Origin of the sequence: Pseudomonas sp. PS01297 (assembly GCF_029959305.1) — a bacterium.
GTDB classification, from domain to species: domain Bacteria; phylum Pseudomonadota; class Gammaproteobacteria; order Pseudomonadales; family Pseudomonadaceae; genus Aquipseudomonas; species Aquipseudomonas helleri.
Genome location: NZ_JASCPQ010000015.1, coordinates 20,551 through 45,769 on the forward strand (window position 1 = coordinate 20,551; position 25,219 = coordinate 45,769).

The following is a 25,219-nucleotide window of genomic DNA, read 5'->3' on the forward strand; positions in this document are numbered from 1 at the left end:
TTGAGGTAGATCACGCTCGTCCGTATTTGTCTTCGAAGCGGACAATATCGTCTTCACCCAGATAGGAGCCCGACTGCACCTCAATCAGTTCCAGCGGTATAACGCCCGGATTCTCGAGTGCATGAATCTGCCCAATGGGTATATAGGTCGATTCGTTCTCGCACACCAGATAGGTGCGCTCGCCATTAGTTACTTTGGCTGTTCCGCTGACCACGATCCAATGCTCAGCCCGGTGGTGGTGCATTTGCACCGAGAGCTTGGCACCCGGCTTTACGGTAATGCGCTTGACCTGATAGCGGTGGCCATTGTCGACGGAATCGTATACCCCCCACGGGCGGTACACCTCGCGATGGTTGATGTGCTCGCTACGCGAGCCATCTTTCAATTGCTCTACGATTTTCTTCACATCCTGCACATGGTCCTTGTGAGCGACCAATACCGCATCCTTGGTTTCGACGATAACCAGGTTATCGACACCAACCGTTGCCACCAGACGATTGTCGGCGTGCACAAAGGTGTTACGTGACTGCTGATTAAGCACGTCACCCTTAAACACATTACCTTGCTCGTCTTTGTCGCTGACCTCCCATAAGGCTGTCCACGAGCCGATATCGCTCCACCCCGCATCCAGCGGCACCATGACTGCATCGGCCGTCTTTTCCATCACGGCATAGTCCACCGAATCGTCAGGGCAGGCCGCAAAAGCCGCTTCATCTACGCGAGTGAAGTGCATGTCTTGCGTGCCGCCAGCCAAAGCTTTACGGCAGGCCGCTAGAATATCCGGGCGGAAGTTCTCGAGCTCTTGCAAATAGCGACTGGCACGGAACATAAACATGCCGCTGTTCCAGAAATAACTGCCGCTGGCCAGATACTCCTGAGCTGTCACCAGATCAGGTTTCTCTACAAAACGGCTTACCTTGAACCCACCAATGCCCACATCGCTGCCTTGTTCGATATAGCCATAACCGGTTTCAGCATGGGTTGGAACAATACCGAAGGTCACCAGCTTGCCGTCTTGGGCCAAGGGCAGGGCTGTGTGAATGCTGGCTTGGAATGCGACCACATCTTTGATCAAATGATCAGCAGCCAATACCAGTAGAATCGGGTCTTGCGTTTCAGTGCAGCTTTCTAACGCCGTTAACGCGGCTAAAGCAATTGCCGGTGCGGTATTACGGCCTACCGGTTCAAGCAAAATATTGGCATTTTCAAGCCCTAGCAGGCGTAATTGCTCTGCCGCAAGAAAGCGGTGTTGCTCGTTGCAGATTAGTCTCGGCAACGCGGCCCCCAGCCCATCAAGCCGCTGCAAAGTCGCTTGCAGCATTGAAACATCGGCATCCGCCAATGGCAGAAACTGCTTGGGATTGAGTTGCCGTGACAGCGGCCACAAACGAGAGCCAGAGCCTCCGGCCATAATGATCGGAAAGAGCATGTTCAACATCCTGTGTGTATGCGTCGACAATTAGCGCAGTGCAGCGAGGTAGGCACGGGTATTGGCGTGCACCAGTTCGTGTGTCTGCATCTCGATCAAGGGCCACCAGCGGTAAGCCCCATGTTGTGCGTGGGGCAATGTCAATGTTGCACCCTCGGGCAGAACCAACTGATAGGCCAGCACTACGTAGTGGGTGTCTGGTGCTTGCCCGTTATCACCAAATACGCTGTCGGCATAAAAATGTTCATAGACCTCCAGCAACCTAGCGTCGCTGCGCTGGTACGCTCGCCCCAGTTCTTCCTGGGTTAGGCGACTGAAGGCAGCGTCCAATGTTTCGTTTTTTAAAATGCGCCCGCCCGGTACAAACCAACTGCCTTTGGCGGGTCGATTGAGTCGTTGTCCCAGCAAGCATTCGCCTCGAGCGTTCTGAACAACCAAATCAATTGAAACCAAAGGTGTGGAAGCCACAACACTGCGAAACACATCATTACTGAGCCACATACTTCAAATCTCAGCCAGAAAACGCGTCAATATTTGCTCTTTGTCCAGGAATTCACAGGCGTAGTCGGTGGCAATGGCATTAGGCACCGGCATAGCCAGTACGGTTTCAATACCGTTGACCAACGCCTCAACTGACTCTGGTTCTACCAGCGCGGCAATCCCGGGGTACTCAGTACAAAGCACACCCAAGCTGGTCTCAGGGTCGGCAGTAATCAGGGCGTTACCTCCGACCGCAAGGATATTGGTGAGCTTGGAGGGCAACACCGCATCGGCGGCCCCACGCTTCTGGATGACCAAATGACAATCTGCCGAGGCCAACAGGGCAGGCAAATCGTCATAAGGTTGCAACGGTGCAAACACCACATTGCTCAGGTTGCGTTGCTGGCTCAGCTCCTGCAAGCGAGCCTTGCCCGCGCCTTCACCGACCACCAAGAACACAAGATCCGCACGATTAGCCAAACGCTCAGCAGCTTCGATAACGCATTCAAGTCCCTGTTTTTCACCAATATTGCCCGAATAAAGCAAAACCTTTTTTTCTGGATTCACTCCCAGCCTGCGTAACAAATCGGTATTACGCTGTACATTCTGGAATCGGGCTGTTTCTGACCAGTTTGGGAAGAAGCGTAACTGCTCTTTGGCTACCCCCTTGTCTTGGGCGCGCCGCAGCATACCACTGGAGATAGTAGAAACCCGATCGAAGCTGCGTAACAGTGCCCGTTCAACAGCAAACGCCCAACGCTTAAGCCTATCGCCCTTGGCAATGGAGAGGCCGAACAACGCATCGACTTCGTAATCCTGAACATGCAATACCGAGGTTGCCCCGGTCAGCTTGGCCAAGGCCAAAGCCTGCGGTGCGCAAAACAGCGTGGGTACCACCAAAATCACCCGATCTGGCTTCCAGCGCAGTTGGCCCATTACCGCTAAGGCTGATGACAGCGAAAAACTGGCCAAATGCAGCAAGCGTTTAACGGCTGTTGGTCGAGCCGGCACATACAGCGGGCAACGGATAACGGTGACGCCAGCCTCCTGGCGTTTGCTAAAACGCCAGGTGCTAAAGCCTGTCCAGACTTTCCAGTCCGGGTAATAAGGTGGGGCGGTAATCACTCGTACCTCATGCCCCTGTGCAGCAAACCAGGCTGCCATTTCACCGCTGTACTTACCAATACCGGTCAGTTCGGGGCTGTAGTTAATGCCGTAGAGCAGTATTTTCATCAGTGGGTCCGCGCCTGTTGCACGTTGGTGACATACCAGTCATAGGCGTCCTTCAAACCATCCTCCAGGCCGATACTCGCTTGCCAACCCAAAGATTTGAGGCGTGAAACGTCCATCAGCTTGCGTGGCGCGCCGTCAGGTTTACTGGTGTCGAAGGTCAACTTGCCAGAAAACCCTGTCACGCTCGCAATGGTCTTTGCCAACTCACCGATCGTGCAGTCAACACCTGTGCCTACGTTGATATGAGACAGTATTGGCTGGGTATTGGCCTGATAAGTAGCGTCATCCAGTTCCATCACATGCACGCTGGCAGCGGCCATGTCATCGACATGCAGGAACTCGCGCATCGGCGTGCCGGTTCCCCAGATAACCATTTCATCGTCGCCGCGCTGCACGGCCTCATGAAAGCGGCGCAGCAGGGCAGGTATCACATGGCTGTTCTCTGGGTGATAGTTGTCATGCGGCCCATACAAGTTGGTCGGCATGACACTGCGGTAGTCACGACCATGTTGGCGATTATAGCTTTCGCACAATTTAATCCCCGCAATCTTGGCAATTGCGTAAGGCTCGTTGGTTGGCTCTAGCACACCCGTTAGCAATGCCTCTTCACGCATTGGCTGTTGAGCATGTTTCGGGTAGATGCAAGACGAACCCAAGAACAGCAACTTCTGAACATTGTGTTGATGCGCGGCCTGAATAATGTTGGCCTGAATCATCAAGTTGTCGTAGATAAAGTCTGCCGGGTAAGTATTGTTAGCCTGAATACCGCCCACTTTTGCCGCTGCCAGATAGACCTGATCGATCTGGTGCTCTTTGAAAAAAGCGTGTACTGCGTGCTGGTCAAGCAGGTTCAACGTATCCCGGCCAGCCGTGATAATCCGGCTGTACCCCAGCGCTTGCAATCGACGAACAATCGCGGACCCGACCATGCCACGATGGCCAGCAACGAAGATGTTTTGATTCAGATCACGCGTCATGCTCAGTTCTCCACAGCAACCGGCAAATCGTGACCGTGTTCTTTGAGCAAGGCGTGGCGCTGCGCGACTTTAAGGTCTTCGCGAACCATCTCTGCACACATTTCCTGAACGGTGATCTCAGGGACCCAACCCAGTTTCTGCTTGGCTTTAGTTGGGTCGCCCAGCAGGGTTTCCACTTCGGCAGGGCGGAAGTAGCGAGGGTCAACCTTAACAATGACATCCCCGACTTTAAGAGCAGGGGCGTTGTCGCCTTCGATTTTCACTACAATGGCTTGCTCATCAACGCCTTCACCTTCGAATTGCAGGGTGATACCCAGCTCGGCGGCAGACCAGCTTACGAACTCGCGCACCGAATATTGCACGCCAGTGGCAATCACAAAGTCTTCAGCCACATCTTGCTGCAGCATCATCCATTGCATGCGCACGTAGTCTTTGGCATGGCCCCAGTCACGCAGCGCATCCATATTCCCTAGGAACAGGCATTGCTCCAGACCTTGGCTGATATTTGCCAGTGCGCGAGTGATTTTACGGGTGACAAACGTTTCACCACGGCGCGGTGATTCGTGGTTGAACAGAATACCGTTGCATGCATACATGCCATACGCCTCACGGTAGTTAACCGTGATCCAGTAGGCATACATTTTGGCCACGGCATACGGCGAGCGTGGATAGAAGGGAGTAGTCTCCTTCTGCGGGATTTCCTGAACCAAGCCGTATAGCTCGGAAGTTGACGCTTGATAGAAGCGAGTCTTCTTTTCCAGACCCAGTAGGCGAATGGCCTCGAGGATACGCAGAGTGCCCATGGCATCTACATCGGCCGTGTACTCAGGGGACTCGAAACTCACCGCGACATGAGACTGAGCGCCCAGGTTGTACACCTCATCCGGTTGTACTTCTTGGATGATACGGGTGAGGTTAGAAGAGTCGCTTAGGTCGCCGTAATGCAGTACGAAATTACGGTTATCAACATGCGGATCTTGGTAGATGTGATCGACGCGCTGAGTATTGAACGAGGACGCGCGGCGTTTAATACCATGTACCTCGTAGCCTTTTTCCAGCAGCAATTCTGCTAGATAAGATCCGTCTTGGCCAGTAATGCCGGTGATGAGCGCGCGCTTCTTCATTGTTTATATCCTATATAATTCTTAGTGTAGTGATTGCGGGGATTGACTACGTTTATCTTTATTTTAGTTATTTGCTTCTGGCCTCAAAGAGTGACCAGTTATTCGAGAAAGCTCATCTATAATAAGGTTTTTATCCTTGAGATGTGAAATGCTCTGCTCTAATTCCATTACTTTCGCACCTACAAGGAAACGATACCAAAAGCCCTGTAAAAAGTGATAAACCAAGCCGGAGCGGCCGTCAAGAAAGCCTAGTTGAAAGAAGTAGCGCCATATAAAGTAAAGTGTTGAGCTTACTGTAAAAGGGATATGGTTATATATATGTTCTTTTATAAAAAATTTAGCAGCGGTTTGTAGTGAAGTAGTGCCTGTTGTGACAGAGTGGTCACGTGGAAATAGATTCAGGCGCTGATTAAGAATCTCTATTGCTTCACGGGTCGCATACTTGTTGTGCTTGTCATTAAAAAAAGTTAAATCTTTAAGGTTGTGGTCGGAGAAGCCGCCGTTGAAAGTTACGGTTTTTCCTCCTGAAATTACAATGTGTTCATCCATCCAGCGATTCTCAATATGACCATACCCCTTGCGCCAGATCCTAAGCATTATTAATGGATAGCGACCACCGTGCTTCACCCAGCGGTTCATGAAAATGTGTTTACGTTTGAGGTTTATGCCGACAATTTCGGATGAAAGTGTTGGGAGTTTGTGAACTATTTCATTAGCGAGGTCGGGTTCAATTATCTCGTCGGCATCCAGCCTTAAAATCCAATCCCCTATAATTTGCGTATTATCCATCGCCCACTGGAACTGCTTCGCTTGGTTGATGAATTTATTTTGTAATACAGTAGCCCCGAATGCGTGTGCAATTTCTAATGTGCGATCAGTTGAGTAAGAGTCAATAATGAAAATCTCACTGACGAATTCACTGATCGATGCTAGGGCGCGTTCTAGATGGAGCTCTTCATTGTACGTAAGAATGATAGCGGACAGACCGATATTATTTTTTTTGCCAGAATTTATCTTCACAACTAATTCCTTGTGCGCGCGCCTATTCGTTTTGCAGGATGTCCTGCATATACGCTCCATGGTTCTGTTATGGTTTTTGTTACTAACGATCTAGCTCCGATAACCACGCCATCTGGCACTGTCACCCCGAGAGATACGAATGCTTCAGCACAGACCCAAACATGCTCGCCAAGTATTATAGGCTTGGCAAAAAGCTGGAAATTTGAGCTATTGTAGTCATGAGATCCTCCGCAGAGATGCGCTCCTTGAGAAATGACACTATAGCTACCAATCTTAATAAGATCCATATTATATATGTTTGCACCGTCTGCGATGCCAACATAATTTCCGACATTTAAATTCCATGGGGCCCAAATTTTAGCGCCGGGATAAATATGTACGCCTTTACCTAGTTTTGCACCAAATAAACGCAATAGCATCGATCGCCAGATATGAAGAGGTCGAGGACTAAATTTAAAAAGCAACAGATAAGTAGTATTCCATAACTGGCGTTTCAAGCGGTGAGCAAAAGAAAAAGATGCTGATGTATATGGGTCGTTATCTTTGATAATCATGGAGTAGGATCTAATTCTTGATGGTTTTATTTTCCGATTTTATTGCCGTAATTGCCATGCTGTATATCGCTGTTTAAGGCACTCAAATGAATAGACTCTTCTTCTGACGTTTGGAACCTTTTTTTGATAACACGAGCTGGTATCCCTGCCACTACACTAAATGGTTCTATATCCTTTGTCACAACGGCTCCGGCTGCTACCACCGCGCCATCCCCAATTGTAGTTCCAGATATTATGACGGCATTAGCGCCAATCCAAACATCTCGACCTATGTTAGTGGGTTTAAAGTCTGGGCGGCCGCTAAAAATTATAGGGGTTCCTGGGATGTCAAAAATGTGATCGTTTCCAATAATTTTCACAGATGGGCCAAGCATTGTATAAGCTCCTATCGAAACACCGGGGCTGATTTCGCAGTTAGGGCCGATGTAACTATATGCTCCAGCTTTAAGGTCCTTTGATATAGATGAGTTTGTACAAGCAAGGAATGTAGAATGTACAGAGCGTAAGCGTAATCGGCGATGGCAGTATACGCGTCGAAGCGAACGAATTATCTCGCGTAAAGTCATTTATGGATCTCATCATTGAAAAGACTAAATGCATCATCACCTTTTGTCGCTGGGATGTTATCTATTGCCATTTTTAAAACATTAAGCTGTTTTTTTGGATTGTATATACGATCCATCATTGCGAAGCAGTCGTTACGAGTTTTACTTCTGTCCCGAAAGCGCGTGGGAAAAGATATAAGAGTTTCAGTTAAACTATCTAAATCGTTGTGGCGGAAAAGTTCTCCAGTGCGACCTGGGACAATGGCTTCTACTTCTGGCATTTGACTAATAATGTCGTCATGGCTTATTACTGGCGTTCCATACATAAGGCTATGCATGGCTGTAAGTCCGATCTTTCCTGGTGATATAGTTACATCCGAGTTATAAAGAGTTTCAGCTATTTTTTGTTCTTCATAAATAGGTCCAAGGAAAACGCTATTTATTCCCAACTTCTTGGCCTTGTTTTCTAATGCTAAACGCTCTGGTCCATCACCTATTATGGTTACTTTGTAATTTACAGAAGAGTTTTTTTGGGCAAGTGCGATTGCATCAAATAGTAAGTCATATCGGCACGTATATGTTAAGCGAGAAATACATGAAATATTTAAGGTGTCAGGTAATGAGGTGCTTTTTAAAGGCTTGGATTGTAGGTAATTTCTAACTGAGATTTGAGAGGAATAGTCTAATGAGTTGAAACCAACGTGTATCTCTTTCTCATTGAAGCCCATGCTCAAAGCATTTTTTTTTGCATTATACCCGTACGTATAAAACGCATTCGCAAGGGAGAAAAATGCCTTCCTGATTTTGTTACTTTTTGTTTGGTTTTGCGATTTGAAACCATGTCCCCAAAATATAACTCGCTTGTTCCTGATGCGACAAATTGCAGCTCCTATCCATGTTGTTATGTGGTTAGGGTTTGCCAAGAATATATACGTTGAATAGTTTCCAGTTAATGCAATCCATAAGATTTTAGGCTGGAACATTATTTTTCCGAAGTAAGTGCATTTTGCTACGGAGAAAGATTTACTATCAGGGAAATCAAATGTTTTTATGCCTTCTACACCTCTATCATCTCCTACGAAATCCGCTGGTAACTCTTTTAATATTTCCTCGATTATTCCTTTTCTGTAGTGAGGAAAAAAATGATAGCAAAAAGCTATTTTTGCGTGTGGAAAATTAGGTGTTATTGCTTTTAAATTAGAGGAGGGCATAATTTTATAGAATCTGAATGTTATGGTTAAAGTTTCCAGGCTTATTGCTTAGGTATGCTATGAATAGCTCGATGATCAATGTAATTGCGGCCTAGAGTTATAAGTATTGTGTGTGGTCTAGTAATCTAAGAATTTGCACGGTTAATTTTTGACAATTTTCAATTGTAGCGCTTCGCGCGGTTGAGAAATATATATTGCATGCGCGCCTACTAGAATGTTTTTCAAGATTTGTAGATTTATTCGTAGTTTCAACTAGACAAAATAATTTCTTCGCGATTTATAAAAAAACGCATTTGCAGATTGCGATAAGGTGTTGCCAAATGGAAATTATGCTCAAACCTGTCGGTAATCTTTGCTCCCACATATTTGATCTTGTGGTACAGTCGACTCAATAAACTTTTTTCGTGCTTTTTGGCGCTACTTGGCCAAACGGCATTCGATTAGGTAATTTTTCTGTGAGGAGGCTTGGGAAGTTGGTTCGCACGGCCTAACCTTCTTCGCCAAACACATACTTGTTTACACAATGCAGCAAGAACTAGAACTGCATCTACGTTTCGGTAACGCAACAAAAAAACACTTCGATTATTTTGAGTGGAGTCGTACTTTCAAGTTTTTCGTCAATATTGCTGTGGTTTTGGATTATAAAGTAATTATTCATCTAACTATTTTGTTGTGCCTTTCTAAGGCTTAGGTTTTTTAACTGAAAAATCGATACTAATACTATTCCAGTCATTAGTAGCTCGGGAAGCATCATCATTAATGCTACTCCAGTTAATGCAGTAATTTTTGAAGAAAAAATCCACCATAAAAATAGCGATATTATTGAGAAGCCCATATAAAGCCATGATATGTTGCCGTGTTTGTTTTGAGCAAAAAGATAAGTTGATGGTACGTACCAGAGTACATTAATTGCTGCGTGAAGAGATAGTAGAACTAAGAATGTTTCAGGTAGCTGAACTTTTCCGCCAGACCAAATATCTAGTATTTGTGAGCCGATTAAAGCAACTCCTCCAATCCCGAAAAGCATGAGAACAGCAGCTGCGTACGAGCCATTTCTTACTACGCTTATTGCTTTTTTCTTTTGCTTCTGACCTAGCAGTCTTGAGACTTCTGGGCGTAGAGCATTATTTAGTACGATCCCGACTTGCATTAGTAGGCGTACCAATGTCCTTGCCATCGAGAACGCTGCTACCGTAGTGCCGCCAGAAAGAGCATTCAGCAATTGCAGCCCCCCTTGCAACGTAACAACTTGTGCCAAGGGCATGGCCATAAATGATATTGCCGGCCATAAAACAATACGAAGTTCCATCTTGCTAGCATGTTTTATAGTCATCGCTCCAAATGAAGATTGACTCAGTGCAACTATGTAGCAAATGAGTACTGTTACATATGATGTAATCATGAGAGATGCTGCAAGATCTATCGGTTTAGCGCCTAGCAAGAGCGCCACAGTTGTAACAATTACTTCGGCGACTCGACGATTAGCCATCCATACAGCTGAAAGAGCTGTACGATCCATTGCTTTCATCCAAGCACTTATAGGACCTGCTAAAAAATTTCCTGCAAGATAAAGGGACATATAAATAAAAATAGAGCGCGCAGTTTCGGAGTCTATTTCTAATAACTTTAGTGTACTGCTCCAAGGAACAGTTATCGCTAAAAACGTTCCCAACAACGCAACACTACCGGCTGTTCCTAAGCTGAATGCCATGGCTGTATCTAATATACGCCTGATAGCTGGTAGATCTTGAGAGCCCGAAGCCAAGGAGGCTCTAGTAGCCGAGGCTTGTGCGACGCCCAGCTCCATGAGTGAGAGAAACATGGGGATACTGGTGAGCACCAGCCATTCACCATATTGTCTGACTCCCCAGGCGGCCAGAAAAAAAGGAACGACAACGATTTGGGCAACAATTGTCGCCCCTTGTGAATAACCGTATCCTGACAGATTACGGAATATTTTTTTGCGTAAAGAACTCATCAATGTTCTCCGCTTAGTCCGACATTCTATCCGGCCAAGAAAAAAGCTTCCCTAAATGAGCATCTAATCCGGCGGGTTCGAATCGTACGCGTCCCCCAGCAGGTGTTAGTGTCACCTCGCCAAAATATAAACGATCATCATGAACGTAGAAATCTACTCGGGCATATCCAAGGGTGCCAGTCAACTTAATAGCAACCTCTAGCATTTCTTCAAGGCATATTGGACGCAGGGAGTTGTCTTTCTGTTGTACTGCACTATAACCAGCACGCCAAAATGGAGCTTTAGTCCAGTCGCTTAGATATATTGCTTGACTTAATATAGCGTTGCGACCTTTCATTAACTGAATGAAACAGTGTGGTGCTCGACCGTCCCGAGGGTTAAATACATGGACTTTGTAGTCGTCTGGAGAATTACCTTCTTGCAATAATGCTTTCTCAGCCAGTAATCGCCGGGGAATATTTAAGTAGTGTTTTTCTCTTGATTCGTCACCATAGTTGTCTTTCAGCCACTTGTTTGCCTGATTGCATACTGATTCAGGTGATAGTGTGGATTTGTCTTTTACAACGAGCACTTGCCCCGCACCATGATTAGCTTTGAGGACAAAACTTTCTGGTAGGTTTTTAAAGTCTTCTGGAGTTAACCTCTCATAAGTACCATAGCAAGGTATTAAATACTGATCACCTACAGTTTTTGACACGTATTCGCGAACTTTCACTTTATCAGCTAGCATACTGAAGGCAGGCAAAGGGTTCTGGATTCTTGCGAATAGTTTTTCCGAAAATTTTTGGGGTTGAGAGAAATTTCCAAGTCGCTTGTAGTTTTTAACGTAAACCAACTGAAAGTAGATCCAGTCAGGTAGTAGGTTTTTCATTTGGATTCCATTCAAACCATTGCTCGGCGCGAAAGGCGTTTCACGGATTTTAGTAAGATATTTTGTTTTTACGAATAATGCTTCCAGAGTCGCTAAAAATAAATATTATTTATCGACCAATGGATTTATAAATAAAACCTTTGGACGTCATGCGTTTAGGTTCAAATAGGTTCCGGCCATCAAATATCAATGAATGCTTCAGTTGATGTTTGATAAAATCGAAATCTGGCGCTTTAAACGCTTGCCATTCTGTAACAATTACAAGCGCATCAGCTCCTTTGAGGGCCGCTTCTTTGGTGCCGCATAAATTCAGATCATCTCGGCTGCCATAGATACGCTGGGTTTCTTCCATAGCTTCTGGGTCAAAAGCCTGGACTTTTGCACCAGCTTTCCACAGAGCTTCCATCAATACTCGGCTAGGTGCTTCGCGCATATCATCGGTGTTGGGCTTAAAGCTAAGGCCCCAGAGCGCGAAGGTCTTGCCGTTCAGGTCGCCATTGAAGTGTTTAGATATCTTTGTGTACAGAACAGACTTCTGTTCATCATTACGGCTTTCTACAGCTTTGAGCACTTTAGCGTCGAAGTCGATGCTATCGGCTGTACGTATTAATGCCTGCACATCTTTGGGGAAGCAGGAGCCGCCGTAACCCACTCCGGCATACAAAAACTGATAGCCGATGCGTGGATCAGAACCAATCCCCTGGCGCACCATCTCAATGTCTGCACCCAGCATTTCTGCCAAATTAGCCATTTCGTTCATAAAACTGATTTTTGTAGCGAGCATGCAGTTAGCGGCGTACTTGGTCAGTTCGGCGCTTCGTACATCCATGACGATGATTTTTTCGTGGTTGCGATTGAATGGCGCGTATAGCTCGCGAATCACATCTTCGGTGGCTGTGCAGCTGGTGCCGATTACGATGCGATCGGGGCGCATGCAGTCTGTTACAGCAGAGCCTTCTTTTAAAAATTCGGGGTTGGATACGACGTCAAAGGCCAATTCTTCACGTTGACGCTGAGCCAGCACCTGAGAGATGCGCGCACGAACTTTGTCAGCGGTGCCGACGGGGACAGTCGATTTATCGATGACGATTTGCGGGCGTTCCATATGCTGAGCAATGGTTTCCGCCACAGCCAGAACATATTTAAGGTCGGCTGAGCCATCTTCGTCGGGCGGGGTGCCTACGGCGATAAATTGCACTTCGCCATGCTTGACCCCGGCAGCAGCATCGGTGGTGAAGTTCAGCCGACCGGTAGCGTAGTTTTCTTTAACCAAGGCTTCGAGGCCTGGTTCGTAGATAGGGATATGACCTTGCTTAAGGCGTTCGACCTTGTTGGCATCGATATCAATACATACAACGTCGTGGCCTACTTCGGCCAGTACTGCGCCTTGAACCAGACCGACGTATCCAATGCCAAATACTGTGACTTTCATGTCGATTCCCTTTAAACGTAAAGCGGGTGGTGAAAATATATAAAATTTAGACTAATTGTCTTGGTGTAAAGATTTTATTAGTGATAAGCAAGGCGAGTTATATAGGTTTAGGCACGCTACCGCCCCAGGATTATTCGCCAGTCCCTGAAAGCGATTAAATCATTTTGTAATAACGATATTGCTTGTTGCTAATGTGCTGAAAGAGCGTCTTTGAATGTCAAAGACGCTCGTTAACGGGTGTAAATTTACGGTATTAGACGCTGTCAGACTTGTATTCGTAGTTGTAGTAACCATAAGCACCATAGCCGTATTTGGCTGATGCGCGTTTTTCGACACCGTTGAAGATGGCACCTTTTAGATCAATACCATTTTGTGCAAAGCGCCGCATGGTAAGTTCAACCTCGCGGGCTGGATTGAGCTCAAAGCGGGTGACAATCATGTTGGTGCCGGATTGGCGTCCAACAATAGCAGCATCAGTAACGGCCAAGAATGGTGGTGTGTCGAGAATGACAAGATCATAATTAGCACTGACTTGTTCAAGGAACTCGGTGAAGTTCTTGTGCATCAGCAGCTCCGACGGATTTGGAGGCACTTGACCGCGGGTAATTACATAAAGATTTTCCACGTCCGTTTGGTGAGTAGCTGTATTTAAGTCGCAACGTTTGGCAAGAAGATCTGATAAACCATTTTCGACTTCGAAGCCGAACATTTTATGGATATAGCCTTTGCGCATATCTACGTCGACCAGCAACACACGTTGACCTGATTGTGCAATAACGGCTGCTAAGTTAGAGGAAACAAAGGATTTACCGACCTTAGGGCTTGGGCCGGAAATCATTAGGCGGTTATTGTCGGCTTCCAGCATTGCAAAGTGCAGGCTTGTGCGCAGGCTGCGTAAACCCTCAACTGCCAAGTCCGTAGGGTGACTGCTGGCCAGAAGCGGAGTTACGCGAGTGCCACGCCCTTTAGTGCTTTTATCGTCCTCTACCTTTTGCAACGAGCTAAAAGGAATCGAAGCATAAACAGGTAAACCGAGTTTCTCGATATCGTCTGGGTTTTCTACACCACGGTTAAGCGCCTTGCGGAACAATACATAGCCTATACCCAAAAATGCACCTAGCAAGGTGGCGATAACTACGATCAACGACTTCTTAGGTTTAACCGGACTAAGCAGGTCTACATCTGCAGTGTCGATCAAGCGCACGTTGCCAACAGCGCCGGCACGCATGACATCAAGTTCTTGAGATTTGTTAAGCAACTGGGTGTAAATTTCGGTGCTGACTTTCACGTCGCGAGTCAGGCTCAATAGCTCTTGTTGAGTGGTTGGCAGGCCAGCAACTTGCTTTGCCAAGCGATTCTGTTTTGCGATCAGTTCAGCAAGTTGTCCCATCAGCGCCCGATAAGCAGGGTGTTGTGGGGTGAATTTGCGATCCATCTCTGCCTGTTGCAATTTTAAAGCAGAGATACTGGTATCTAGCGCTACGATCTGATCAAGAATGGCTTTTGCTTCGAGACTTATATCAATTGATTTACTACGGATCTGAAACGCATTAAGGGCGTTTTCAGACTTTTCAAGATCTTTGCGTACTTGCGGCAGTTGATCTTTCAGAAAACCAAGACTTTGGGCGGTCTCAGCAGAAGTACGGTCAACGTTCTGCTGCACATATAATCGCGCAATTTCATTCAATGTCTGGATTGCGACTGCTGGATTTTTATCTTCAAGGGCCAAACCCAACATGCCAGAGTCTTTTCCGCGCTCAGCCACGTCCAGTGATTTTTGGAGGTCCATGATGGTGTTGAAACGAGAATTTCGGACAACAGTAAATATAGTTCCAGCATTAGCGTTGAGAGTTTCTACTTGTAGGTTTATGCCATGTTCACTGATATATTGGCCGACTTTACCCTTAGTTAAAAGGTTGTCGTCATCATCAAGAAGAGTGAACGTTCCTGAAACTCCACTCACCAGACTCAGTTTCTTTCCGAGTAGTTCTTGGGGTAATTCCAATTTGGCAAGTTTGAGCTGTTCACCACCCCAGGCATAACTGTTCATTCCTAGTACTGGGCTGGCAACATCGCCATCGGCTTCTGGCTTAAAGCGACGCGCAACAAATTCCCCAATCAGTGGGAATCGGTTGGGTTCAACAGTGATATCCAGCTTCAGATTATCAACCGTTGCTCCGATATTTTTGCGCGATTTTATCAACTCAATTTCTGTTGTTGATGGTGATTCCTTACCCAGCATGCTGCCTATATCAGAAAACCCCAAAGGATCGCCCTTCTTCGGCTCAACCTGAACTAGCGCATTCGCTTGGTACACCGGTGTCGCCAAGAGCGCATACGCCACGCCCGCAGCCATAAATACGCCGGTCACGCCTGCGATCAGCCATTTGTGGTCGATCAGCGTGCCCAGCAACCCCATAAGGTCGATTTCGTCGTTGTCATCTTCGTGTTCATGGGACTTTGTCACGGGAGCTTGCTGCATAATTCGATTCTTTTTCTTCACAGTATTCAAGAATTAGCTCAGCGCTTGAGGCGCTGTGCCCATGCGTTTACAGCTTCTTCAATCAGCGCGTACGCATGGTCGAAGGCGGCTTTCCCCTGGCGATAGGGGTCGTCGATTTCACGGTTGTTTTGCCATTTGCCTAACAACAAGACTTTGCCGCGTGCTTCCGGTGCGATTTTCAGTACACCGTCTATGTGTTTCTTCTCCATGACAAGGATGAGATCCGAGTCATTTATCAGAGAAGAGTTCAATTGGGTACCGCTGTGGTCGCCCAGGACATGACCTTTGCTCTCAAGGACAGCACGAGCGTTTTTTTCGATGGCGTGGTTTTCCAAGGCGCCCAAGCCCGCAGAGCTCACGGCGATGCCGGAGGGGGCGAGGGCGACCCGCAGCATATGTTCTGCGGTAGGACTGCGGCAGATGTTGCCGACGCAGACAATCAAGATTCGTTTAAACAAGGCAGCTTCCTTTGTGCCAAATATGCTCAGCCGGCGAGAGCATTCAACTAATCGTCACGACCACCATGCCCGCGTTTGGGCAATGGTTGTACCTGTCTATAAAAGCCTATGTGCAGCAATTGCTATGTGGACATGGCCTTCACAAGGCAACAGTTCCCTCTGTTTTAATTACAGATAAGGCCGGTGTGAAGTTGGAGGTGCCGAAAATTTTAACGGCGAAGGGTCTCTAAGAGCAACCTTTATGTACAAGATGTAACACAGGGGGCTATATATAGCCTTTTTCAACGATTTTAGCTTGACAAAAAATAACATTTTACGGGCTTTTTTCTCGCTCAAATCAACCCCTTAGGTGCTGTTACGCTGCTTTGGCAGGTAAGCCTGGTGCGCTGTTTTCTACGGTGCAGATGAGCATTTATGCGGCTTGCAGGGCACGTTATGCGGGCCTGGGTTTGTGCTCACCCACTTGGGTGTGCATCGGCGGATGTCCATCCTTTTAAATGGCAACGTGCGCACTGTTCTGGTGCGGGGTGCTGCCCGCTCATCGCCCTGACTGTACGGGTGCCGGTGCAGGGGCCACGGGCGATCTCGCGGTAGAACTGTTTACTTATATCCGGCGCTAACTGCGGCTTGGCTCTTCAGAAGTTGCATGACTATTCACCTAAATTTAGTGTTGGTGGCACTGTGATATTGATGTTGATATCAAAACATCAAATTAAGCGATAGGCGGTAAATAGCGTTGCATTACGCCTTATTGCAGAGTTTGACACTACTAATGCGCGCTAAATGTGTTAAGGCGAATCTGATGTTCGCTTCAAGTTAGTGCAATTGCTCCAGATATCGCACAGCGATAAAGCAGAGTATTTAGGTCGGGTATGCGTTTTGCCAATTTAGGATGCGGCTGGCTCCACCTGTCGAAATTTCTGACATAAAAATTGACCGGGCTCTTACGTCGCAGTCTACTGTATGCATGTACAGTTTATGGAAAGGCGCGTGTCATGGGTTTCTCTCTCTTGGGTCCTCTTGTTGAAGGCAGCGTTCGCTTGCCGCTGTGTACGTTCAAGATCCCGGCGGGGTTTCCGTCGCCGGCGACGGACCATATGGAGCAGCCCATCTCGCTGGATGAGGTGTTAAGCCTGCGTGCCCCGCATGTGTATCTGGTGACGATTGATGGCGACAGCATGCAGGGGGTGGGGATTTTTTCGGGTGACCTGGCGGTGGTTGATCGTTCTATTGAGGCGGCAGACGGGGATGTGGTGGTGGCTCTGCTTAATAACGAGCCGATCTGTAAGCGGCTGTGTATTCGGGGCAAGCGGGTGGTGCTGTGCTCCGAAAACCCCAAGTACCCCGACCACCATGTGCTGGAGGGCGATGATTTGTCTATTTGGGGTGTGATTACGTATAGCGTGCGCAGCCATGGCCACTAAGTTGCCTGCGGTGTTTGCGCTGATTGACTGCAATAGTTTTTATGCCAGTTGTGAGCGGGTGTTTCGCCCGGACCTAGCCAAGGTGCCGATTGTGGTGCTGAGCAACAATGATGGCTGCGTGATTGCGCGCAGTTATGACGCCAAGCCGCACATAAAAATGGGTGAGCCGTATTTTCAGATCAAGGATCGGCTGGAGGCGTTGGGGATTGTTGCATTCTCGTCCAACTATGCGCTGTACGGCGATATGAGTGAGCGGGTGATGAGCCTGATCGAGTCTCAGTTGCCCGCCGTCGAGGTGTACAGCATTGATGAGTGTTTTGCTGACTTGACCGGGATCACCGACCCCAGCGAGGTGGGGCGCCAGTTGCGCAGCAAAATTGTGCAGTGCACAGGGATCCCGGTAGGGGTGGGCATTGCCCCGACCAAAACCCTGGCCAAGTTGGCCAACTACACGGCCAAGCGGCTGCAGGCGCGCACTGGCGGGGTGGTTAATTTGTGTGGCGAGCGTGAGCGCAGTTGGGTGCTGCGTAATACGCCGGTGGCTGAAGTGTGGGGTGTGGGCCGGCGCATGACGCTGCATTTGCAAGGCATGGGCATTATGACGGCCATGGATCTGGCCAGTGCTGAGCCATGGATGCTGCGTAAAAAGTTTAGCGTGGTGATGGAGAAAACCGCCCGCGAGTTGGCCGGTACGTCGTGCCTGGAGCTGGACGAGCCAGACCCGCCCAAGCAAGAGATCTGCTGTAGCCGCATGTTCGGCAAGCGCCTGACCGCCATGGCGCCCATTAAAGAAGCGGTCGCGACTTATATGATGCGCGCGTCCGAGAAGCTTCGGGCCCAGCGTTCTTATTGCCGCAAGGTGCGGGTGAGTATTCGTACGGGGATGTTCAACCCCGATGAGGCCAAATACGCCAACGGTGTGGTGGTGACGTTGCCGTACCCGACCGACGACGTACGCTTGCTCACCAAGGCCGCGGTTGATGCGGTGGAGCTGGTGTTTCGGCCGGGGTTTAAATACAGCAAGGCCGAGGTGTTGTTGCTGGACCTGCGCCAGCCGGGCGAGTTTACCGATGATCTGTTTGCGATTAACCAGCCTGCGGAGGCGTCGCGGGTGATGGCGGTATTGGACGAGATCAACGGGCGCTGGGGGCGTGGCACGTTGCGTACGGCCAGTGTGCCGAGCCATCCGGAGTGGGCCATGCGCCGTGACTTGATGAGCCAGGGCTATACCACGCGGCTGGATCAACTGTGGCGGGTGGGCTGAGTGTTTTGCATTAATACATGTTGGGCTGTCGCGCCTGTCGCCAAGCAGGCGCGTGCTGCTTTAGTGCGTGGTTAAGCCATCCAGCGACTTATCGACGTACGCCCTGGCCAGCTCCACCAGGTGCACGGTCGATAACACCAAACTGCGCGCGTGCCCGCTCATGCCATTTCCTGCCTCACTCGCGGAGGCACCCGCGCAGCGCAACAAGTCTGACGCTTGGGCCAAAGCCGCTTCTAAATTGACGCTGTCCGGGATGACGTACGTGGCCAGATCCACGTGTCGTGGAGGTTTGGGTTCAAGCAGGTAAAAGTCCAGCGCGCGTTCGGCGGCCGCACGGTCTAACAGCACATCGTTGCACTGGGCAGCATCGAGCAAGGGAAGGGTGGGTGGATCGGGGACAATCTTTTTCATGGGTGCATCTCCTAATCACTTAAAGGAGCTGTCACCTGTCGCGACTAAACGAGTGGGTGGCAGCCGTACGCAGGTTAGTCGACCGGTGATCAGGAAACCCGGCGCGCCCGAAGGCGCCCTGCGCACGGCCACCATAAAACGCGGGCCGAAAAAAAACGCCTCACGGAGGTGGCGCCTTGCGCCTGATCACTTGCCGGGCGACTAAACCCAACCGCTGATGGACAGCGATGGGCCGAGACTATGCCTCGAACTGGACAGGCGCAAGCGAACGGGATTTTCTCGGAAGTTTCGCTCAATTGAAAGCGAACTGTCGTACGAAACGGCTGATTTTTAAGTGCTGCTGACGTTTGTTATCGCAGTTTGTGGCTGTTTGCCATTGCTTAAATCGGTAACGGTTTCGATTGAATATTGGCTTTATTTGAAACAAGCCTTGGCCCGGTGGCGGCTGGCACAGATTTTGTAAAGCGCCCGCGTGGAGAAACCCTGAGAACGGTGCTTTACTCCAACCCACTAAAAGCGAGAGCCCCGGTGGTAAGGGGTTTAACACGGTGGATAAACCGACCGAAGACCGATCAAGGCTGGGAACCCAGGCCCACTGAATTAAGGACTCTTCATGCCTACAACGCCGGCCACACTTTTAATTGTTGATGATGACGAAGTCATTCGTAAGCTGCTGGCGATCATGCTGGAGGATCAGGGCTATCAAACGCTCAGTGCCCCTTCGGGTGAAATGGCCCTGGCCATGGTGGCCAGGCAACCGCCTGACTTGATCTTGCTCGATGCCATGATGCCGGGCATGGACGGCTACCAGGTGGCCCGCCACATCAAGGCGAACGTGGCGACCGCGAATATCCCGATCATCATGCTGTCGGGCCTCAGCGAGCAAAGCGCGCGGCTTTCAGGGCTGGAGGCGGGCGCCGAAGAGGTGCTCAGCAAGCCGGTGGTCAATGATGAGCTGTGGCTCAAGGTGCGCAACCTGCTCAGGCTCAAGGCCTTTGGCGATCATCAGGTGGTACACACCTTGATGCTCGAGCAGCAATTGCAAAAGCGCACCATCGACGTTGAGCGGTTTCGTTCCGCCATGGGCAGCGACGAGCGCCTGTTGAAAATGGCCAACTACGACCCGCTGACTGGCTTGCCCAACCGCAACCTTTTCTACACCACCTTGCAAATGGGCCTGACCCAGGCCGAGCTTAGAGGCTGGCAACTGGCGGTGTGCACGGTCGATCTGAATGACTTTAAAAGCTTCAACGACGTGTGGGGGCATTTGATTGGTGATCAGGTGCTGGCTGAGTTCTGTCGTCGGTTGTCCAACTGCCTTAACGTCTCCGATACCTTGGGCCGTATGGACGGTCACGAATTGGCCTTGATCTTGATGATCCGTAAAGGCCAGACGGGGCCCAAACAGATCGTGGACCGTATTCGAGAAGTGCTGCGTGAGCCGTTCAGGGTTCAGGAGCAAGACGTGACCCTGACGGCCAGCATCGGGATTGCCCTGTACCCCGATGATGGCGCCGACGCCGAGCGGCTGATCAAACAGGCCAGCACCGCGATGAATCGCGCCAAACAGGCGGGCAGGGACACCTACCGGTTTTACACCGCGCAAATGAACGTCGAAGTGCAGGCCCGCCAAGAACTCGAAACGGCGTTGCGTGATGCGGTACGCAAGCAGGCGTTTGAGCTGTATTACCAGCCGAAAATAAGCCTGCGCGACGGCACCCTGTGCGGGGTTGAAGCGCTGTTGCGCTGGCATCGCCCGGGTTTGCCGAGCGTGGCGCCGTCGGTGTTTGTGCCGATTCTGGAAGACATGGGGCTTATCTCCATGGTGGGGCAGTGGGTGATTGCCAGTGTCTGCAGGCAAATTGCCTGTTGGCAGCGTTCCGGTTTGGGCGTGTCGCAAGTAGCGGTCAACGTCTCGGCGCAGCAAATAGCCGAGGGGGATTTTGTGCAAGACATCCAGCGTTCGCTGGATGAACATCAAATCGAGGCTAAATGGTTGGAGCTGGAACTGACTGAAAGCTCCTTGATGTTCAACACCCCGGAGACCATCGCCAGTTTGCTGGCGTTGCGAGATTTAGGGCTGAAGATCTCCATAGACGACTTTGGCACGGGGTATTCGAGCCTTGCTTACCTGAGTCGTTTCCCGATTGATAAATTGAAAATCGACATCGCTTTTATCCGCGAAGTCCCGCACAACGCCCAAGACGCGGCCATTACCCGCACCATCATCGAACTGGCCCACAGCCTCAACTTGCAAGTGATTGCAGAAGGTGTTGAAAACTGTGAGCAGTTGGCGTTTTTGACCGAGAACGGCTGTGATCAAGTCCAGGGTTACCTGTTGAGCCGGCCATTGCCGACAAAAGAGCTAGAGACGTTATTGCGCGAGCAGAGATGTTTTACGTGAGACGTGGCACCCCTGTAGCAGTTGACGAGCCTTGCGAGGCTACGTCCGGGCGCGCAGCGGCCGTAAAAAGGCCAAGATCAAAAGATCGCGAGCAAGCTCGCTCCTACAGGTGTATCGCGCACCCCCCTGTAGCAGTTGACGAGCTTTGCGAGGCTACGTCCGGGCGCGCAGCGGCCGCAAAAAGGCCAAGATCAAAAGATCGCGAGCAAGCTCGCTCCTACAGGTGTATCGCGCACCTGTAGCCGCTGACGAGGTACGAGGCTGCGATCGGGCGCGCAGCGGCCGCAAAAAGACCGAGATCAAAAGATCGCAGCCTTCGGCGGCTCCTACGCTTTGACCGCGTACGCCTGTAGCCGCTGACGAGGCACGAAGGCTGCGAAAGATCAAAAGATCGCGAGGCAAGCTCGCTCCTACAGTTGAATTGCGCACCTGTAGCCGCTGACGAGGTACGAGGCTGCGATCGGGCGCGCAGCGGCCGTAAAAATAGCCAAGATCAAAAGATCAACCGCTATACACAGCACTCAATTCAATCGCCGCGTGTTCGAACGCGGTTTTGATTTCTTCGATCACTTCGTCCGTGTGGTCGAAGGAGATGTACAACCGGCCGTACGGCGACGGCATGATCAGTACGCCCGCTTCGCGCAATGCCAGGTGCAGGGCTTTGGTGAACGACGGGTTGGCGATTTGCGCAGCCTGTTCGTAGGTGCTCGGGACCACTTCGCCTAACCAGATGCCAAATACGTTGCCGTAGCCGCTGGTGCTCACGGTGATGCCGTGACTTTTAAAGATGCTTTCAATGGCGCCTCGCAAGGCGTCGCCACGGGCGATGAGTTGCGGGTAGTCAACGCTGTCCAGTTGCGCCAGGGTGGTGGTCACGGCCGCGCAGGCCATGGGGTTGCCGCTGAAGGTGCCGCCGCGTATGACCCGGCCTTCTTCAAACCCCGCGAAAATGTGCGGTTTGGCGACGACCGCCGACACCGGTACGCCATTGCCAATGGCTTTGCCAACGCTGGCGATGTCCGGGTCCAGGCCTTCTTGCAGGGCCGCGAGGCCCGGGTACAGGCGAAAGCCCATCAGCACTTCGTCGCTGATCACCAGTGCGCCGTGGCGGTGGGCCACGTCTTGTACGTGTTTGAGGTAGCCCGGCAAGGCCATGATGCAGCCCGCATTGGCCAGCATCGGCTCCAGAATCACCGCAGCAATATTGCTGTCTTCGGTAAACAGGCGCTCAACATCGTCAAAGTCGTTAAAGCGCAGCAAGGTGGTGCGCTCTGTAGACGGGCGCTTGCCGTCGCTAAAGCTCGCTTCTTTGGAAGTGACGTTGCCGTAGCTGATGTCATCGAACCAGCCATCAAAACCCGCCGCCATTTTGGCGATTCTGCCGCGACCGGTGTAGGCCCGCGCTGCGCGGCAGGCCAGGTGCACGGCTTCGCTGCCCGAGTTGGTGAAGATGACTTTGCTCAGTTCGCCGGTGTGGCTGGCCAGTGCCGTCGCCGCGCCATGCTCACGCACATGGGCCCAGGACGGCGCCGCGCTGTCGCTCAGTGCCTGCACGACCGCCGCATTGACGGCGTCATTGGAATGGCCCAGCAACACCGCGCCAAAGCCCAGCGCGGTGTCGATGTATTGGCGGCCCTGGTCATCCCACAGGTAGGCGCCTTTGCCGTTGCGGATAAACAGTTTTTCACCCTTGAGATCAGGCAGGATGCGGGCTGCGCTGGAAACATCACCCACTAGATTCGGCATAAAAACCTCTGAATTTGGACAAGAGTTACCCGCCCCGGGCTGTTGGGCCCGGGCAGGTGTACGGCATGGGTTATTGTTGTTTGATTTTCAGTTTTTCGTTGCGTCGTCGCAGGACTTCGAGGGTCAGCAGCATTAATACCGACAGGATGACCATGATGGTGGCGACCGCGGCAATGTTGGGGCTGATGTTTTCTCGAATGCCCGAGAACATCTGCAAGGGCAAGGTGCGCTGTGACGGGCTGGACAGAAACAGCGTGACCACGACTTCATCAAACGAGGTGGCAAACGCAAACAGCCCGCCCGAGATAACGCCGGGGGCAATCAGCGGCAGGATCACTTTGAAAAACACCGTCAGTGGCGGGGCACCGAGGCTGGCGGCGGCCCGGCTGAGGTTGTTGTCAAAACCCTGCAACGTCGCATTAACGGTAATGACCACAAACGGCACGCCGAGCATGGCATGGGCCAGCACCAGACCGGTGTAGCTGTTAAGCAATTGCAACTTGGCAAAGAAGAAGTACAGACCGACCGCAACGATCACCAGCGGCACGATCATGGGCGAAATTAGAAACGCCATGATCACGCCCTTAAAGCGGAAGTTGCCCCGGCACAGCCCCACCGACGCCAGGGTGCCGAAGATCATGGCCAGTGCCGTGGCGGCGGGGGCGATGATAAAGCTGTTTTTAAAGGCCTGACGCCACTCCTGGGACGACATCAGTTCTTCGTACCAACGCAACGAAAACCCGTCCATCGGGTAGGTCAGGAACGATGACGAGTTGAACGACAGCGGAATAATCACCAGCACCGGGATGATCAAAAACAGCAGCACCAACAGGCAGACCGTCACCAGACCGAAGCGGGCCAGTTTTTCGGCTTTGGAGGCATAAGGCGGCAGCATGGTTATGACCTCGCCTGGTTAGGGTGGGTAAGTTTGCCGTACACCCCATACAGCAACAGGGTGGCAATCAGCAGCAGGCTGCCGAGTGCAGACGCCATGCCCCAGTTAACGGTTTTGTTGGTGTAGAACGCGACGAAGTAGCTGACCATCTGGTCCGCAGCACCGCCTACCAGGGCTGGGGTTACGTAGTAACCAATGGCAAGGATGAAGGTCAGCAGTGCACCGGCCGCCAAGCCCGCGAAGGTCTGCGGCACGTACACCCGCCAGAACGCCACGAACGGGTGCGCGCCCAGCGAAATAGCGGCCCGCACGTAGTTGCCGGGGATGTTTTTCATCACGCTGTACAGCGGCAAGATCATGAACGGCAGCAGTACATGGGTCATCGCGATGATCACCCCGGTGCGGTTGAACACCAGTTGCACCGGCGCGTCGATCAGGCCCAGAAACATCAACGAACGGTTGATCAAGCCATCGGACTGCAACAGCACCACCCAGGCGGCGGTGCGCACGATCAGCGAGGTCCAGAACGGCAGCAGCACGCAGATCATCAGCAGGTTGCTTTTGCCCTCGGGCAGGGTGGCCAACCAGTACGCCACCGGGAACCCCAGCACCAGGCAGAGCAGGGTGACCACGGCGCCGATGGCGAAGGTGCGGGCAAAAATGTCCACGTAGATCGACTGGTTCGGGTCGGCCTTGACGATGTTGCCGGTGGCAGAGTCGATCCGTTGGTCAAGGGCGGCCAGCAAGAAGTAAGGTGTCAGCGGCGCCGATGCCTGCTTCAAGGCCTTCCAGTAATTAAGCTCGCCCCACGAACTGTCGATGGCAATCAGCGCGTCACGTTTGGAAGCCACGTCGCTGGCCGGCAGGTTGCGTAGGGTTTTAGTGATAAGGGTCCGGTAAGCCGGAATTTCATAGCTCAAACGCTTGGCCAAAGCGCCGATCTGGCCGTTCTCTTTGGCGTTGGCCAAGTCGATGACCAGCGCTTCGAAGGTGTGTTCGTTGGGCAACGATTTGCCTTTCCATAAAGCCAGCGCTTCAACGGTGGTCGGCAACGCGGTGTTCACATCGGGGTTGTCGACGCTGCGCGAGAGCAGGGTGCCGATGGGGAAGGCAAAGCACACCAGCACAAACAGAAACAGCGGTGCGATCAGCAGCAGGGATTTGAACGTGTAAGAACGTTCGGACTTTCTGAGCTTGGCCCTGAGAGTGGGCGTTTGCTCCTGGGGCTGGCCGGATTGACTGGCGGCGGACTGACTCATG

Annotated in this window: 21 protein-coding genes; 3 read left to right on the forward strand and 18 right to left on the reverse strand. The window is 50.9% G+C overall.

Translation table 11 applies throughout. From position 1 onward, the window contains the following. Positions 1-10: 10 nt before the first annotated feature. The 14 genes from QMX84_RS07340 to QMX84_RS07405 form a co-directional block, all read right to left on the reverse strand. A complete protein-coding gene (locus QMX84_RS07340; RefSeq protein WP_282363486.1) occupies positions 11-1,429 on the reverse strand; it encodes a mannose-1-phosphate guanylyltransferase/mannose-6-phosphate isomerase in 1,419 nt (472 codons plus the stop codon). A gap of 30 nt (positions 1,430-1,459) precedes the next feature. Then, positions 1,460-1,930, reverse strand: a complete 471-nt coding sequence (locus QMX84_RS07345) for a GDP-mannose mannosyl hydrolase (RefSeq protein ID WP_282363487.1) — start codon at positions 1,928-1,930, stop codon at positions 1,460-1,462. A 3-nt stretch (positions 1,931-1,933) separates the two neighbouring features. Next, a complete protein-coding gene (locus tag QMX84_RS07350) occupies positions 1,934-3,142 on the reverse strand; it encodes a glycosyltransferase WbuB (protein WP_282363488.1) in 1,209 nt (402 codons plus the stop codon). Further along, a complete protein-coding gene (locus QMX84_RS07355) occupies positions 3,142-4,119 on the reverse strand; it encodes a GDP-L-fucose synthase (protein WP_282363489.1) in 978 nt (325 codons plus the stop codon). Before QMX84_RS07355 ends, QMX84_RS07350 begins: the two co-directional genes overlap by 1 nt. 2 nt (positions 4,120-4,121) lie before the next feature. Beyond that, the gene (gene gmd, locus QMX84_RS07360) at positions 4,122-5,243 is read right to left on the reverse strand and encodes a GDP-mannose 4,6-dehydratase (protein WP_282363490.1); all 1,122 of its coding nucleotides are present in this window, start codon (positions 5,241-5,243) and stop codon (positions 4,122-4,124) included. A 63-nt stretch (positions 5,244-5,306) separates the two neighbouring features. Beyond that, a complete protein-coding gene (locus tag QMX84_RS07365) occupies positions 5,307-6,263 on the reverse strand; it encodes a glycosyltransferase family 2 protein (protein ID WP_282363491.1) in 957 nt (318 codons plus the stop codon). A gap of 2 nt (positions 6,264-6,265) precedes the next feature. Next, positions 6,266-6,817 (reverse strand): putative colanic acid biosynthesis acetyltransferase, encoded by a 552-nt coding sequence (locus QMX84_RS07370; protein WP_282363492.1) that lies wholly within the window; start codon positions 6,815-6,817, stop codon positions 6,266-6,268. Between the two features lie 26 nt (positions 6,818-6,843). Next, complete coding sequence (locus QMX84_RS26485) at positions 6,844-7,191, reverse strand: DapH/DapD/GlmU-related protein (RefSeq protein ID WP_348775188.1); 348 nt, start codon at positions 7,189-7,191, stop codon at positions 6,844-6,846. A gap of 188 nt (positions 7,192-7,379) precedes the next feature. Continuing rightward, on the reverse strand, positions 7,380-8,573 hold the full coding sequence (locus QMX84_RS07380; protein WP_282363494.1) for a glycosyltransferase: 1,194 nt from the start codon (positions 8,571-8,573) through the stop codon (positions 7,380-7,382). Positions 8,574-9,231: 658 nt separating this feature from the next. Then, positions 9,232-10,551, reverse strand: a complete 1,320-nt coding sequence (locus QMX84_RS07385) for a hypothetical protein (RefSeq protein WP_282363495.1) — start codon at positions 10,549-10,551, stop codon at positions 9,232-9,234. Positions 10,552-10,564: 13 nt separating this feature from the next. After that, positions 10,565-11,422: an ATP-grasp fold amidoligase family protein gene (locus tag QMX84_RS07390; protein WP_282363496.1), complete on the reverse strand. Its 858-nt coding sequence runs from the start codon at positions 11,420-11,422 to the stop codon at positions 10,565-10,567. Positions 11,423-11,531: 109 nt separating this feature from the next. Further along, a complete protein-coding gene (locus tag QMX84_RS07395; RefSeq protein ID WP_282363497.1) occupies positions 11,532-12,854 on the reverse strand; it encodes a UDP-glucose/GDP-mannose dehydrogenase family protein in 1,323 nt (440 codons plus the stop codon). Between the two features lie 253 nt (positions 12,855-13,107). Next, on the reverse strand, positions 13,108-15,336 hold the full coding sequence (locus tag QMX84_RS07400; RefSeq protein ID WP_282363517.1) for a polysaccharide biosynthesis tyrosine autokinase: 2,229 nt from the start codon (positions 15,334-15,336) through the stop codon (positions 13,108-13,110). 38 nt (positions 15,337-15,374) lie between these two features. Next, on the reverse strand, positions 15,375-15,815 hold the full coding sequence (locus QMX84_RS07405; RefSeq protein ID WP_048388784.1) for a low molecular weight protein-tyrosine-phosphatase: 441 nt from the start codon (positions 15,813-15,815) through the stop codon (positions 15,375-15,377). A 995-nt stretch (positions 15,816-16,810) separates the two neighbouring features. On the opposite strand from QMX84_RS07405, the gene QMX84_RS07410 reads away from it, so the two are divergent. Then, positions 16,811-17,239 carry a S24 family peptidase gene (locus tag QMX84_RS07410; protein WP_153426001.1) on the forward strand — a complete coding sequence of 143 codons (429 nt, stop codon included), beginning with the start codon at positions 16,811-16,813 and terminating at the stop codon, positions 17,237-17,239. Next, complete coding sequence (gene umuC / locus QMX84_RS07415) at positions 17,229-18,503, forward strand: translesion error-prone DNA polymerase V subunit UmuC (protein ID WP_278938701.1); 1,275 nt, start codon at positions 17,229-17,231, stop codon at positions 18,501-18,503. The genes QMX84_RS07410 and umuC overlap by 11 nt, the downstream gene beginning before the upstream one ends. A gap of 60 nt (positions 18,504-18,563) precedes the next feature. Here the strand turns inward: umuC and QMX84_RS07420 are convergent, their stop codons facing one another. Next, on the reverse strand, positions 18,564-18,914 hold the full coding sequence (locus QMX84_RS07420) for a hypothetical protein (protein ID WP_048369073.1): 351 nt from the start codon (positions 18,912-18,914) through the stop codon (positions 18,564-18,566). 613 nt (positions 18,915-19,527) lie between these two features. Between QMX84_RS07420 and QMX84_RS07425 the strand changes: the two genes are divergently transcribed. Continuing rightward, positions 19,528-21,318 (forward strand): EAL domain-containing protein, encoded by a 1,791-nt coding sequence (locus tag QMX84_RS07425; protein ID WP_282363498.1) that lies wholly within the window; start codon positions 19,528-19,530, stop codon positions 21,316-21,318. 501 nt (positions 21,319-21,819) lie between these two features. On the opposite strand, the gene QMX84_RS07430 is transcribed toward QMX84_RS07425, so the two are convergent. The 3 genes from QMX84_RS07430 to QMX84_RS07440 all read right to left on the reverse strand — a co-directional run bounded on the left by QMX84_RS07430 (position 21,820) and on the right by QMX84_RS07440 (position 25,218). Then, positions 21,820-23,064, reverse strand: a complete 1,245-nt coding sequence (locus tag QMX84_RS07430; protein WP_282363499.1) for an aminotransferase class III-fold pyridoxal phosphate-dependent enzyme — start codon at positions 23,062-23,064, stop codon at positions 21,820-21,822. Between the two features lie 70 nt (positions 23,065-23,134). Then, positions 23,135-23,959: an ABC transporter permease gene (locus QMX84_RS07435; RefSeq protein WP_153336760.1), complete on the reverse strand. Its 825-nt coding sequence runs from the start codon at positions 23,957-23,959 to the stop codon at positions 23,135-23,137. A gap of 2 nt (positions 23,960-23,961) precedes the next feature. Next, positions 23,962-25,218 (reverse strand): ABC transporter permease, encoded by a 1,257-nt coding sequence (locus QMX84_RS07440; RefSeq protein ID WP_282363500.1) that lies wholly within the window; start codon positions 25,216-25,218, stop codon positions 23,962-23,964. Position 25,219 lies beyond the last annotated feature (1 nt).

Bases quoted from the DNA above. Each gene is read 5' to 3' on its own strand.
- QMX84_RS07340 (WP_282363486.1), bottom strand. From the start codon at position 1,429: ATGCTCTTTCCGATCATTATGGCCGGAGGCTCTGGCTCTCGTTTGTGG.
- QMX84_RS07345 (WP_282363487.1), bottom strand. From the start codon at position 1,930: ATGTGGCTCAGTAATGATGTGTTTCGCAGTGTTGTGGCTTCCACACCT.
- QMX84_RS07350 (WP_282363488.1), bottom strand. From the start codon at position 3,142: ATGAAAATACTGCTCTACGGCATTAACTACAGCCCCGAACTGACCGGT.
- QMX84_RS07355 (WP_282363489.1), bottom strand. From the start codon at position 4,119: ATGACGCGTGATCTGAATCAAAACATCTTCGTTGCTGGCCATCGTGGC.
- gmd (WP_282363490.1), bottom strand. From the start codon at position 5,243: ATGAAGAAGCGCGCGCTCATCACCGGCATTACTGGCCAAGACGGATCT.
- QMX84_RS07370 (WP_282363492.1), bottom strand. From the start codon at position 6,817: ATGATTATCAAAGATAACGACCCATATACATCAGCATCTTTTTCTTTT.
- QMX84_RS26485 (WP_348775188.1), bottom strand. From the start codon at position 7,191: ATGCTTGGCCCATCTGTGAAAATTATTGGAAACGATCACATTTTTGAC.
- QMX84_RS07380 (WP_282363494.1), bottom strand. From the start codon at position 8,573: ATGCCCTCCTCTAATTTAAAAGCAATAACACCTAATTTTCCACACGCA.
- QMX84_RS07385 (WP_282363495.1), bottom strand. From the start codon at position 10,551: ATGAGTTCTTTACGCAAAAAAATATTCCGTAATCTGTCAGGATACGGT.
- QMX84_RS07390 (WP_282363496.1), bottom strand. From the start codon at position 11,422: ATGAAAAACCTACTACCTGACTGGATCTACTTTCAGTTGGTTTACGTT.
- QMX84_RS07395 (WP_282363497.1), bottom strand. From the start codon at position 12,854: ATGAAAGTCACAGTATTTGGCATTGGATACGTCGGTCTGGTTCAAGGC.
- QMX84_RS07400 (WP_282363517.1), bottom strand. From the start codon at position 15,336: ATGCAGCAAGCTCCCGTGACAAAGTCCCATGAACACGAAGATGACAAC.
- QMX84_RS07410 (WP_153426001.1), top strand. From the start codon at position 16,811: ATGGGTTTCTCTCTCTTGGGTCCTCTTGTTGAAGGCAGCGTTCGCTTG.
- umuC (WP_278938701.1), top strand. From the start codon at position 17,229: ATGGCCACTAAGTTGCCTGCGGTGTTTGCGCTGATTGACTGCAATAGT.
- QMX84_RS07420 (WP_048369073.1), bottom strand. From the start codon at position 18,914: ATGAAAAAGATTGTCCCCGATCCACCCACCCTTCCCTTGCTCGATGCT.
- QMX84_RS07425 (WP_282363498.1), top strand. From the start codon at position 19,528: ATGCCTACAACGCCGGCCACACTTTTAATTGTTGATGATGACGAAGTC.
- QMX84_RS07430 (WP_282363499.1), bottom strand. From the start codon at position 23,064: ATGCCGAATCTAGTGGGTGATGTTTCCAGCGCAGCCCGCATCCTGCCT.
- QMX84_RS07435 (WP_153336760.1), bottom strand. From the start codon at position 23,959: ATGCTGCCGCCTTATGCCTCCAAAGCCGAAAAACTGGCCCGCTTCGGT.
- QMX84_RS07440 (WP_282363500.1), bottom strand. From the start codon at position 25,218: ATGAGTCAGTCCGCCGCCAGTCAATCCGGCCAGCCCCAGGAGCAAACG.